This is a genomic window from Amycolatopsis aidingensis, from assembly GCF_018885265.1.
Classification (GTDB): Bacteria; Actinomycetota; Actinomycetes; order Mycobacteriales; family Pseudonocardiaceae; genus Amycolatopsis; species Amycolatopsis aidingensis.
Map to the genome: position 1 here is coordinate 7,554,054 of NZ_CP076538.1, position 11,997 is coordinate 7,566,050.

Sequence of the window (11,997 nt, forward strand, 5' to 3'; positions counted from 1 at the left end):
TGGGATCAGGCGCTGCGCAGGAGCCTGTCGAGCCAGGACTGCCAGGCCGCGGTGCGGGACTCGCGGTCCACCCGAACGCCGTAGAAGTACTGGGTCGTGCTCACCATCCGGTGCAGATCGTCTGCCATGAAGCGGTAGAAACCGTGCTCGGTGCGGATGCCGAGCAGGAACCTGCCGTGCAGGTCCACCACGCCCTCGATGGGTTCGATGCCGTCCGGCCGCAGCCGCACCCGCCCGCAGGGCTCCGGATCCGCGCCGAGCCGCGCGAGCAGCTCGGCCCACACCGTTTCGGCAGGCAGGGCGGTGAATCCGGTGGCGACCACATTGGCCACCGGCAGCCCGGGGAAGTACCGGAAGTACCCGGCCAGGTTGTGCAGGAACATGTCCCAGCCCCTGCCGAAGCCGTCGTACTCGGCCTCCCAGTCGTCGCCGCCGAAGAACCCGCTCTGCACGAGGCGGAGCACGGTGCTGCCGCCACCCCTGCCCTCGACAAGGAACTCCAGCGTCATCGGGGACGCACCGTCCTGGCCGGGCGCCCCGTACACGACCCGCCTGCCCGGCTCCGACTCCAGCACCTGGCCCGCCTGGGTGTTTCCGCCGCCGAAGTCCGCCTCGACCTCCTCGCCCGTGTGCTCGTGCGGCACGAACCAGACCGACATCCCCTCCGGGGTGGCGACCGTCCGCCAGACCTGTTCCGGAGTGGCGGCGAGCTCGATCTCGCGCACCAGGCGCCGGGGCTCGTCCACCCCGATCAGTCCCGCTGGACCAGCACGATGAGGTTGCCGCAGGTGTCGTCGAACACCGCCTGCGCGCCGAAGCCGGTCTTGGTCGGCTCCTGGGTGAACCTGACCCCGAGCCCCTTCATCCGCTCGTAGTCCTGCTGCAGGTCGGTGCTGCCGAGCATGGTGAACGGCATCCCCGCTTCGTAGAGCGTCTTCTTGTAGACCTGCGTGGCAGGCTTGCCGTCGATCTGGATCCCTGCATTGCCGTCCGGCTCGAGCAGCAGCTCGACACCGTCCGGCGCGTCCGGCGAGACAACGGTCAGCCATTTGGCGCCGCCGACCGGGACGTCGGTCTTTTTCACGAAGCCCAGCACGTCGGTGTAGAACGCCAGGGCCTTGTCCTGGTCGTCGACCGGGATGCTGGTCACCGGAACGAACATCATCAACCCTTCGTTTGCGCGTCGAAGCACTGGCCGTACGGTCACACCGTGCCGCCGACAAAATTATTTGTCAAGGCGGGTCCTCCCTGGGGTGGACCGGGTTCAGGTTCAGGGTCCGCTCAGGGTCATCACCGATCGTCTGACGTCCGCGAACCCGCCAAGCTACTACCACGGAAGGGTTCGAAGTTCGGTCTCAGGAATGACGCGCTCAGCGGACCGATCCGAAATCCTGGACGTAGGAGACCACGGGGCAATTCACGGGGGTGCTCGGCAGCACCCGAGGAGGAACGATGATCGAGGCAAGGGGCCTCACCAAACGATACGGCAACACGCTGGCGGTGAACGAGCTCTCGTTCGACGTCACGGCCGGCCGGGTCACCGGCTTTCTCGGACCGAACGGCGCCGGGAAGTCCACCACCATGCGGATGATGCTCGGCCTGGACAGCCCCACCGCGGGCCAGGTCCGGATCGGCGGGAAGCGGTACGACGAGCTGCGTCATCCGCTCCGGACGGTGGGCGCCCTGCTGGACGCCAGGTGGGTACACCCCAACCGGTCGGCAAGGGCGCACCTGAGCTGGATGGCGAAGTCGAACCGGATCGCGCCCCGCCGGGTGGACGAGGTACTCGAGATCGTCGGGCTGACCTCGGTGGCGAACAAGCGCGCAGGCGGTTTCTCGCTCGGCATGTCGCAGCGGCTCGGGATCGCCTCCGCGCTGCTCGGCGACCCGGAGGTGCTGCTGTTCGACGAGCCGGTGAACGGGCTGGATCCGGAGGGCATCCTGTGGATCCGCAAGTTCATGCACCGGCTGGCCGACGAGGGGCGCACCGTCTTCGTCTCCAGCCACCTGCTGTCCGAGATGGCGCTGACCGCCTCCGAGCTGGTGGTGATCGGCAAGGGACAGCTGATCTCGCAGAGCAGCACCGAGGAGTTCGTGGCCCGCGCGGCGGAGAACACGGTCAAGGTGCGCAGCCCGCAGCTCGCCCGGCTGCGCGGCGTGCTGCAGCAGGCCAGCGCGGAGATCACCGACTCCGGCGAGGCGATCATGGTGTCCGGAATGGACAGCGACAAGATCGGCGAGATCGCAGCCAACAACGGGATCGTGCTGCATGAGCTGAGCCCGCAGCAGGGCTCGCTGGAGCAGGCCTTCATGCAGATCACCGGCGACTCCGTCGAGTACCACACCGGCCTGGAAACCGAGGTCAAGGACGTGCTGGCCGGCGGCGAGCCGCTCACGCCCTCCGCCCGCTGACCTCCACCACTGCTAAGGATTCGAGACAAGACCATGACTTTGCTCGCCGTTGAACGCATCAAGCTGTTCACTACGCGATCGCCGTGGTGGTGCGCCCTGCTCACGCTGCTCATCACCGTCGGCTTCGCCGCGCTCATCGCAGGCACCACCGACGCGGGTACTGGCACGGTGGCCAGTACCCAGTTCGGCTACAGCTTCGGCCTCGCCGTGATCATGGTGCTCGCCGCGCTCGCGGTGACCACCGAGTACCGCTTCGGCACCATCCGCACCACCTTCCAGGCCGTACCCAACCGCACCTCGGTCCTGCTCGCAAAGGCGGGCGTGGTGAGCCTGCTGGCGCTGGTGATCGGGGAGGTGGCCGCGTTCGGCTCGCTGGCGGTCTCCATGGCCATCCAGCCGGAGGCCGACCTGGCGCTGAACTCCACCGCCGACTGGATCAACGTGGTCGGGATCGGGCCGATCTACGCGCTGACCGCGGTCATTGGAATGTCGGTCGGCCTGCTGATCCGGCACAGCGCCGGTGCGATCTCGTTGCTGCTGATCTACACCCTCGCGGTGGAGTCGCTGGTGGCGCTGATCCCGAACGTCGGCGACGACATCCAGAAGTGGATGCCGTTCCACGTGGCGGAGAAGTTCCTCACCGGTGACGGCGCGACCCGCGGTGGGGAGATGTCCGGGCCGCCGCTGTCCAGCTCGCCGCTCAGCCCCGGCTGGGCACTGGCCTACTTCGCCGGATTCGCCCTGCTGATGTTGATCATCGGGATCAGCACGGCCAGGAAGCGGGACGCCTGAGTCCCTGACGACCACCACAGGAGAACACCCGGCTCCGCCGCGTATTTCGGGGCGCGACGGCTGCCGGATTCGGGGATAGGACCCGGGTCGCCTTCGGGGGGCGACCCGGGTCTCTCGTGTGCATACCCCTTATGCACTCGCTGATGCACGGGCGCGCAGGCTAACCAGCGGTTATCTCCGTAAGGTCACCACGGGCTTGCTTGTTGTAACGATTCGGCGGCGGGGTGCGATACTTGTATGGAGCTTGCACTACCGCAGGACGGCGCATTAAGGCCACGTTAAGTCGCTGTGGGCTTGCCCACGAGCAGCGGACGAACTGCCGTCGCGCGGACGACATTCGAGTTCAGACCCGTCACGGACTCTACGGAGGTGACCCTTGACGGTGGATATCAGCGCAAGCGTCGACAGTGCTGTTGACGAGGTTGAGAACGCAACCGATACCAGCATCCCGACCCCATCCCGCCCGCCGCGGCTGGAGGCCATGCCCGAACTGGAGTGGTCCCAGGCCATCGAACTGCCGCGGGTGTTCGCGGGCGCCACGAAACCGTCCGACATCCGGCGCGCCTGGATTCACCGTGCCCCGGAAGAGCATGTGCTCGCGCTGTACCGGGCGGCCTGCCGGACCGGCGGGCCGGTGCCCGCGCCGTGGTGGCTGCGCGCCCTGGCCACGGGTGAGCTGCCCGGCAGGGAGAACGGCTTCCGGGTGGAGGACCGGATCGCGCAGTTGCTCGGCAGGCGGCCGGGCTGGGAGTACGTGCCGTGGGCCGTGGACGGCGAATCCGGGTACTGGGAGTTCATGCCGTCCGAGGGCGGCAAGACCGGGCACCGGATCCCCACCACGGTGTTGACCACCGACCGGCACCCGGGGTGGATCGACGTGCTGCCCGCACACAGCCAGGGCACCCCGGACCCGATCCCGGTGGCCGGGCTGGCCGGGCTGCGGTCCCGGCTCGGCGAGTTCGAGGCGGTGCGCTGACCCGGCACCCGGTCAGACGGTGATCCGCAGCAGGCGGGCCGCCTCGACCACCCCGTCCCTGGGATTGAAGATCCCGCCGGTGGTGCTGGCATACAGCCTGCCGCCCGCGTCGAAGGCGACCGCAGTGCACCCCGTCGCGCCCTGCTCCGCCCCGGCGATGTCCACCCGGCTGCCGTCCGGGGCCAGGCACAGGACACTGTTCTGGTCGTGGGTGGCGAGGTAGATCCGGCCGTCCGCGCCGACGGTCAGGTCGTCCGCGCGCAGCCGCCCGGCCAGTACCCGCGGCCCGGACGGCCGCGGCTGCAGCGGGCAACCGAGCACCAGGGCGCGCTCGGTGCTGGTCAGATACACCTGCCCGGCGTGCACGGCGATCCCGTTCACCCCGGGCAGCTGCGTGGCCGGGTCGGTCTTGGTGAGCCATTCGTGCTCGAGCCAGCGCTCCGTGGCGCCGGTCCGCGGGTCGAGGGCGAGTACCAGCCCGCGCACCGAGTCGGCGATCAGCAGCCGCCGTCCCGCCCAGGTCATCCCGTTGCCGAAGATCAGGTCGGGCAGCTCGCATACGGTGCTGACGGGGTATCCCTCGCCCGCGGGGCCGAGCCGCAGCAGGCGCCAGCCCGGTTCGCCCAGCGGGCCGCTGAGCAGGTAGCAGGCTCCGCCGTCGGTGACGATCCCGGTGACCGGCCGGCTCAGCTCGGCGACCGTTTCGGTGCGCCCTTCCGCGGACACGTGGTCCACCCGCTGATGCGAGGGGATGGTGACGAACCAGTCGTCCGCGGGACCGGGGGCCAGGTTCTCCACGAAGGTGCCCGGCTCCCACTCGGCGACCACCGTGGTGGGCCGCGGCCGGAGTGGGACCGGCTCGTGCGCGGGCGGATCCGCCTGGTCGGTGCGCTGATCGGTGGTCATGGTGCCGGAACGGTAGTGCGCCCTTGGCGGCTCCCACTACGCGGATCGTGCCTTGTGGGTTGGGGCTGGGCCGCGGCACCCGGCTATCGTGCGAGCCCGTGGACAGTGAGCAGCAGCCGCGAATGCGCAGCGTCGTCAGCTACGTGCGGCGTGGCGGACGGATGACGGCGGGTCAGGAACGGGCCTGGGATCGGAACTGGCCGACCATGGGCCGGTCGGTGGCGGAGCTGGAACCGGGCCCGGTGGACTTCGCGAGCTGGTTCGGCCGGTCCGCCCCGCTGCTGCTGGAGATCGGCTCCGGGATGGGGGAGACCACCGCGGAGCTGGCAGCCGCGGCCCCGGAGGTGAACTACCTGGCGGTGGAGGTGTACGAGGCCGGGCTCGGGCAGCTGATGCTGCGCGCGGAGAAGCTCGGCGTGCGGAACCTGCGGCTGTTCCTCGGGGACGCGGTCGTGCTGCTGAAGGAGCACCTGCAACCGGAGTCGCTGGCCGGGGTCCGGATCTTCTTTCCGGACCCGTGGCCGAAAAAGAAGCACCACAAGCGCAGGCTGGTCCAGCCGGAGTTCGTGGCGCTGCTGGCCTCCCGGCTCGCCGAGGGCGGCACCCTGCATCTGGCGACCGACTGGGACAACTACGCGGAGCAGATGCTCGAGGTGTGCACTGCTGAACCGCGGTTGCGTAACCGGTTCGCGGACTGGGCACCCCGGCCGGAGTGGCGGCCGGTGACCAAGTTCGAGCACCGGGCGCGCGAGGAGGGCAGGGTCAGCCGGGACCTGATCTTCGAACGGGTCGCTCAGGCCGGCACTTGACAGAACGTCCGAGAACGCTGAGATCTACCGTGGTGAGTGGAGAACGCGCGCTCGGCGCAGCCCACGAGCGGAGAGGCGGGGCGAACGACCTACTGAGGTGGCGGCAGTTACCGAAGTCCGAGCCTCGCCGAGCCGATCGTGTCGCGCGTTTCGGACAAGCGCTGACGGGTGGTGGTGATCCGCGTCCGTTCGGTCCGGGTGGCCCGCACCGCCCTGGCCGCCGGGCGGACCGGCAGCCGCTCGTTCAGTTCCACCAGCACCGGGGCAAGCGCCAACAGCAGCAGCACCAGCATGCCGGTGGCGATCCCGATCGCGGCGAGAACCTGCATGACATCCTCCTGGGTCTCCCGGCCGCACCATGCGGCCGACTGAGTCCAGTTTCCATCGAAAGCGCAGGTCAGCGGATCGGCCGGGCGGCCGGGCCTGGCTGGCCGACCGGCCGGAAAGCGACCGGCCGATCGGCCGATGGGAGCCTGTCCGGAAGCCGTCGACGCCCCGGCCCTCCCCCGATGAAAGGGCCGGAGCGTCGACGGCAGGCCTTGGCCGGCTACTCCTCGGCCAACGGCTCCGCGCGCACCCGGTTCAGCGCCGGGCGGCAGACCGAGGCGGCCAGCGTGGCCACGCCCGCCCCGAGCACCACCGGGGCCAGCACCCACGGGCTGAGCACGATCGACTCGTAGTCGAACAGGCTGAACAGCCCAAGTCCCACGAGTACCCCGGCCAGGCCCGCGCCAACCGTGGCGACCAGCGCGGGCAGTGCGGCCTCGGTGCGCAGTGCCCGCGCCAGCACCCGCACCGGGGTCCCCGCCGCGATCAGCGCGCCGAAGGTCCGGCGCCGGTCCAGCACCGAGCCCGCGGTGGCGATGGCCGCACTGCACCCGGCCAGCACCGCGGCCGCGACCAGCCCGATCACGGTCACCCTGCGCAGGTCGGCCAGCTGGGTCTGCTGCCCGGCCAGCCGCAGCTCACGGCTGTGCACCTGCTGCCCGTCCGCGGCCGCGACCAGTGCCGTACGCACGACCTCGCGATTGGCCGGGGTGGTCGGCACCGCCACGACGACCTCCTGCGGCACGAAACCCGCGGGCAGCACCGCCGGGTCGAGCAGCACCGAACCGGCCACGTCGGCGTCCCCCGCGGACACCGGGCGCACCGGGACGCCCCCTGGCAGCGGCGTGCCCTGCGCCGCCGGATCCGGCGCGTCCCACTGGCTCACCGCCAGCCCCTCGGTTTCCATCCGGTAGTCGCTGTAGATCCCGGGGGTGCCCGCACAGGCCCCGCCGAACTCGAACCGGGTCAGCTCCGCGGCCGCGGAGCAGCTCAGCACCATCGCCGACTGGCCGACGCCGGAACCGTTGGTGAGAATCACCCTGCCGATGCCGACGGCCCGCTCGGACTGGCCGTACCGGGCCAGTTCCGCGTTGGCCGTGCCGAGCACCTGCGCGGCGCGCTCCGCCGTGGTGTCCAGGTAGAGCACGGAGTCGCGGAAGGAGCGCCCGCCACCAGCCTGTGCCTCGAAACTGGGCAGCAGGGTCAGCGCCATCGAGCCGACGAACACCGCGAGCACCACCCCGGCCGAGGCGCGGTAGGCGCCCTTGGGGTCGTCCCGCAGCCGCCTGCCTGCCAGCAGCGCGGCTGGCCTGCGCCAGGACCGTACGAAGATCCCGCCGACCGCCGAGGTGATCCACGGGCCGACGATCGCGGCCGAGCCGACGATCATGGCCAACCCGGCCAGCAACAGCAGCTGAGCCAGGTCAGGGCCGAGTGAGGAGCCGGAGACGATGACGAAGCTGAAGAACAGCCCGGCCACCGGCAAGGTGAGCAACCGCCACCAGTGCAGCGGCTTGCGCTCATGCGCGCCGACCGCGCCGAGCGGGGTACTCAGCACCCTGCGCAGCCCGAGCACGGCCGCGGCCAGCACCAGCAGCGGGATGGCCAGCACGATGACCACGGTGAACGCGGCGGGCGTGGTGAAGTCGTCGGCCTGCCAGGTTCCGCCATCCCATGGCACCAGGGTGGCCAGTGATCGCAGGCCGGGGCTGACCGCGAGGCCCAGCAGCGCGCCACCGACCGAGGCGAACGCGATTTCCGCCGCCACCATCGAGGTCACCTGGCCGGGGGTGGCTCCGGCAAGGCGCAGCGCGGCGAGGCGCCGCTCCCTGCGCGCGGCGGTGAGCCGGGCCGCGGAGGCGACCAGCACCAGGCTCGGCACCAGCAGCACCACCACGCCGACCCCGGCGAGCAGGCCCAGCAGCGGGTCCGGGTCGGCGTCCCCGGCTGGGAAACCGGCCAGCGGCATGGCGTCCGCCGGCATGGCGTCCGGGGTCTGCCCGACCAGGGCCACCAGCTGCTCGGGTGAGCGCAGTGCCTCGGCGCCGAGCAACCCGGTCACCTCGCCACCGAACCGGTCGCCCAGCTGGGCGGCCGGGGTGTGGTCGATCCGCTGCGCCAGCTCCGGGGACACCAGTACCTCGCCCGGCCCCGGCAGCTCGGGCACCCCGGGCGGGAGCCGCACGGCGGCGGGGTCGGCCAGCGCCGCCACGTCCACCCTGGTGATCTCCGCACCGTCGGTGTAGTCGGTGCTGCGCTGGTAGGAGAGCGTGGCGGCGCCCTGGGACGGCGGGTAGCGATGGCCGTCCTGCCACATCGCCCGCTCGGCCCTGGACTCGGTGGCGAACGGCAGGCCGACCAGCAGCAGCACCAGTGCGGTGGCCACCGCGACACCCACCCCGGTCAGGACCGCCGAGGTGCGGGTCCGCCGGTCCACTCGCAGCACGCGCAGGGCAAGTCGGAAGCTATTCATGCGCCACCGCCACCACCGGGGTGTCGATGCGGCCGTCCCGGATCGCCACCGTGCGCGGCACGGACTCGGCCAGCTCGCGGTCGTGCGTCACGATCAGCACGGCGGCCTCGGTCTCCCGCGCGGCGGACAGCAGCGCGTCCATGGTGTCCCGCCCGGTGCGGGTGTCCAGTGCACCGGTCGGCTCGTCCGCGAAGATGACCCGCGGCCGGTGGGTGAGCGCCCTGGCGATCGCCGCCCGCTGCGCCTCGCCACCGGACAGCTCGCCGGGACGCTGCCGCTCCTTGCCGGACAGCCCCAGCCTGCTCAGCCACTCCCGCGCGGACCGCAGCGCCTGCCTGCGCCCGGTCCCGCCGAGCAGCAGCGGCAGCGCCACGTTCTCCTCCGCGCTCAGCTCGGCGACCAGCATCCCGGACTGGAACACGAACCCGAACTCGGTGCGGCGCAGCTCGCTGCGCTTGGTCTCGCTGAGCCGGTCGATGCGGGTGCCCGCGAGGTGGATCTCGCCCGCGTCCGCGCGCAGGATGCCTGCCAGCACGTGCAGCAGCGAGGTCTTGCCGGAGCCGGATGGCCCCACGATCGCGACCGCGTCCCCCGGTTGGACGTCGATGTCCACCCCGGCCAGGGCGTGCTGCGTGCCGTACCGCTTGACCAGCCCCCTGCCGGCCAGCACCGGCGTCCGCTGTGGACCGTGCTCGTGTGTTGTCTGCACGAAACTTTCCTCTCCAGAACCGATTCAACGGTCGTTGCCTGGTGAGCAGCCTCGCGCAGGACCCGCATCGATCACTTCGGACGGACGGCCCGCACTGGGCAGGCACGCATCGGCCGATCGGCCGAGGGCGGACAGCTACCCGGCCAAGGTGCGTTCCGGCGGAATTGGCTTACCGTCACGGTGTGTCCCAGTCGCCGAACCAGCTGACAAGCAGGCTCACCGCCGCGTTGCAGTGGCTCGGCCTGCCCGGCATCGTGCTGGCGGCCGCGCTGCTGTGTGACCTAGTGATCATCTTCTCCGCCGCCACCGACCACATCGGCGTCCCCTCGGCGGACCTGGTGCTGCTGCCCGGCATCCTGGCGCTGTCCGCCTGCGCGCTGTGGGCCCGCAGCCAGCCGGTGACGGCCACCTTCGCCGGGGCGGCGGTGCTGGTCGTGTCCAGCCTCCTGATCGTGCTGGGAGACGGAGCGCCGTACACGGCGCTGCTGTCCACCATCTCCTTCGCCGAGACGGTCGCCGGCTTCGAGCTGGTGATCTACTGTGTGCGCACCGCCCGCGGCGGGGTGGCCTTCGCCGGCGTCGCGACCCTGGTGACGGCCTGCCTGCTGGCGATCGTGGTCCGCTCCGAAGGGGCCATGCTGGTGCGGCGGGTCGACAGCGTGCAGACCATCGTGGCCGGGCTGGTGCTGCTGATCGTGGCCGTGGTGGCCGGTATCCAGCTCCGCAAGCCGCAGACCCGGCAGGAGCCCGGGCTGGTCGCCGGCCTGCTGCGCAGCCAGTGGCCGCTGATCGGGGCGCTCTCCCTGCTGCTGTTCCTGGAGATGTACGCCGTCGCCTCCGCCGAGCTGCGCACCCTGCCGGTGCTGCTGTGCTCGGTGACCGCGGCGGCCTGCGCGGTGCTGGCCACGCGCTACCCGATGCGGTCCGGGCTCGGGCTGGTGCTGATCATGCTGCTGTCCGCGCTGGTGTCCTGGCAGCTGCCCGGCGACGGTTACACCACAGCCACCGGCATGCCGATGAGCCAGATCGGGGCAGGGGGTGTGGCGGTGGTGCTGCTGGTGCGGTACCTGCAGCCGGCGCGGGCCTGGACCGTGATCGGGCTGATGTCCGCGGTGGTGGCGCTGGCCGCGCTGCTCAACTCCAGCGCGGGCCTGCCCTATCCGAATGTGGACGGGCTGCGTGCGCTGGCCGTCGCCGCCGTGCTGACGCTGGGCGTCGCGGTGGCCACCGGGTTGTTCTTCCGGTCAAGGGACTCGGAGCGAACCCAGGTGATGCAGGCCGCGGTCACCGACGCGCAGACCTCGGAACGGATGGCGCTGGCCCGCGAGCTGCACGATGTGGTCGCGCATCACGTCACCGGGATCGTGGTGCAGGCGCAGGCCGCGAAGATGGTGGCCAAGCAGAACCCCATGGTCGTGGTGGACGCGCTGGAACGGATCGAGACCGCCGGCACCGACGCACTCACCGCCATGCGCAGGCTGGTGCGCAGCATGCGCGGGGACACGCCCGCCGGCAGCAGCGAGTTCAGCGAGCAGGCCACCACCGACCTTGCCGCGGACCTGCGCAAGCTGGTCGACGCCGCGCAGCATGGGGTACCGGTGGAGCTGGAGCTCGATCTGCCACCAGGGCTACCGCAGGAGGTCGCCCGTTCCGCGCTGCGGCTGGTGCAGGAGTCGCTGACCAACGTCGGCAAGCACGCCGCCACCGCCACCAGGATCACGGTGTCGGCCAGGGTGGAACGCGGGCAGCTGCACATCCGGGTGAGCGACGACGGCAGGCACGAGCCGCAGCGACCGGTCGGTGGCTCGGGAGGCTACGGTCTGGTGGGTATGCGCGAACGGGTCGAACTGCTGCGGGGACGGCTGTCCGCGGGGCCGGGACCGGATGGTGGCTGGCTGGTCGAGGCGTGGTTACCGCTGGAAGGAACAGAGTGATACGGGTACTGATCGCCGACGACCAGGACATGGTCCGGACCGGGTTCCGGATGATCCTCGACGCGCAGGAGGACATCGAGGTCGTCGCCGATGTGCCGGACGGGGTCGAGGCCGTGCGCAAGGCACGGGAGCTGCGGCCGGACGTCTGTCTGCTGGACATCCGGATGCCGGGGATGGACGGCCTCGCGGTGACCAAACAGCTGGCCGGGCCGGACGTCGCCGACCCGATCAAGGTGGTCGTGGTCACCACCTTCGACCTGGACGAGTACGTGCACACCGCGTTGCGCAACGGGGCAAGCGGGTTCCTGCTGAAGGACGCGGGCCCGGCGCTGCTGATCGAGGCGGTCCGCGCGGCCGAGCGCGGGGACGCGCTGGTGTCCCCGCAGATCACCGTGCGGCTGCTGCGGCATTTCGACGGCCCGGCGCCGAGCAGGGACACCGAGGAGCCGAGCGAGCCGCTCACCGCGCGGGAGCTGGATGTGGTGCGGGCCACGGCACGCGGGCTCACCAACACCGAGATCGGTGCCGAGCTGTATCTCTCGCTCTCCACGGTGAAGACCCACCTCGCCTCGGTGCAGTCGAAGATCGACGCCAGGAACCGGGTGGAGATCGCGGCCTGGGCCTGGCGATCCGGGTTGATGGCGGACTGAGCGTCCGGG

Annotated in this window: 12 protein-coding genes; 6 read left to right on the forward strand and 6 right to left on the reverse strand. The window is 71.0% G+C overall.

Features of this window, described 5'->3' with window-relative positions:
• Positions 1-5 precede the first annotated feature (5 nt).
• Both KOI47_RS34825 and KOI47_RS34830 read right to left on the reverse strand, forming a co-directional pair.
• Positions 6-746, reverse strand: coding sequence for an SRPBCC family protein (locus KOI47_RS34825; protein WP_216212028.1), 741 nt, complete (start codon positions 744-746; stop codon positions 6-8).
• A gap of 5 nt (positions 747-751) precedes the next feature.
• Complete coding sequence (locus tag KOI47_RS34830) at positions 752-1,165, reverse strand: VOC family protein (RefSeq protein WP_269756684.1); 414 nt, start codon at positions 1,163-1,165, stop codon at positions 752-754.
• A 287-nt stretch (positions 1,166-1,452) separates the two neighbouring features.
• On the opposite strand from KOI47_RS34830, the gene KOI47_RS34835 reads away from it, so the two are divergent.
• The 3 genes from KOI47_RS34835 (at position 1,453) to KOI47_RS34845 (ending at position 4,180) form a co-directional block, all read left to right on the forward strand.
• Positions 1,453-2,412, forward strand: coding sequence for an ABC transporter ATP-binding protein (locus KOI47_RS34835; RefSeq protein WP_216212030.1), 960 nt, complete (start codon positions 1,453-1,455; stop codon positions 2,410-2,412).
• A 33-nt stretch (positions 2,413-2,445) separates the two neighbouring features.
• The gene (locus KOI47_RS34840; RefSeq protein WP_216212033.1) at positions 2,446-3,204 is read left to right on the forward strand and encodes an ABC transporter permease; all 759 of its coding nucleotides are present in this window, start codon (positions 2,446-2,448) and stop codon (positions 3,202-3,204) included.
• A 481-nt stretch (positions 3,205-3,685) separates the two neighbouring features.
• Positions 3,686-4,180, forward strand: a complete 495-nt coding sequence (locus KOI47_RS34845) for a hypothetical protein (RefSeq protein ID WP_216212036.1) — start codon at positions 3,686-3,688, stop codon at positions 4,178-4,180.
• A gap of 12 nt (positions 4,181-4,192) precedes the next feature.
• Here the strand turns inward: KOI47_RS34845 and KOI47_RS34850 are convergent, their stop codons facing one another.
• Positions 4,193-5,086 carry an SMP-30/gluconolactonase/LRE family protein gene (locus KOI47_RS34850; protein ID WP_216212039.1) on the reverse strand — a complete coding sequence of 298 codons (894 nt, stop codon included), beginning with the start codon at positions 5,084-5,086 and terminating at the stop codon, positions 4,193-4,195.
• A gap of 98 nt (positions 5,087-5,184) precedes the next feature.
• Between KOI47_RS34850 and trmB the strand changes: the two genes are divergently transcribed.
• Positions 5,185-5,895: a tRNA (guanosine(46)-N7)-methyltransferase TrmB gene (gene trmB / locus KOI47_RS34855; protein WP_216212043.1), complete on the forward strand. Its 711-nt coding sequence runs from the start codon at positions 5,185-5,187 to the stop codon at positions 5,893-5,895.
• A 107-nt stretch (positions 5,896-6,002) separates the two neighbouring features.
• On the opposite strand, the gene KOI47_RS34860 is transcribed toward trmB, so the two are convergent.
• The 3 genes from KOI47_RS34860 to KOI47_RS34870 form a co-directional block, all read right to left on the reverse strand.
• Positions 6,003-6,224, reverse strand: coding sequence for a hypothetical protein (locus KOI47_RS34860; protein ID WP_216212046.1), 222 nt, complete (start codon positions 6,222-6,224; stop codon positions 6,003-6,005).
• A 218-nt stretch (positions 6,225-6,442) separates the two neighbouring features.
• Entirely contained in the window at positions 6,443-8,695 is a 2,253-nt protein-coding gene (locus KOI47_RS34865; protein ID WP_216212049.1) for an ABC transporter permease, read from the reverse strand.
• Entirely contained in the window at positions 8,688-9,365 is a 678-nt protein-coding gene (locus KOI47_RS34870; RefSeq protein ID WP_216217756.1) for an ABC transporter ATP-binding protein, read from the reverse strand. Before KOI47_RS34870 ends, KOI47_RS34865 begins: the two co-directional genes overlap by 8 nt.
• Positions 9,366-9,586: 221 nt before the next feature.
• On the opposite strand from KOI47_RS34870, the gene KOI47_RS34875 reads away from it, so the two are divergent.
• Both KOI47_RS34875 and KOI47_RS34880 read left to right on the forward strand, forming a co-directional pair.
• Complete coding sequence (locus tag KOI47_RS34875) at positions 9,587-11,338, forward strand: histidine kinase (RefSeq protein WP_216212053.1); 1,752 nt, start codon at positions 9,587-9,589, stop codon at positions 11,336-11,338.
• A complete protein-coding gene (locus KOI47_RS34880; protein WP_216212056.1) occupies positions 11,335-11,988 on the forward strand; it encodes a response regulator in 654 nt (217 codons plus the stop codon). The genes KOI47_RS34875 and KOI47_RS34880 overlap by 4 nt, the downstream gene beginning before the upstream one ends.
• The last annotated feature ends 9 nt before the right edge of the window (positions 11,989-11,997 follow it).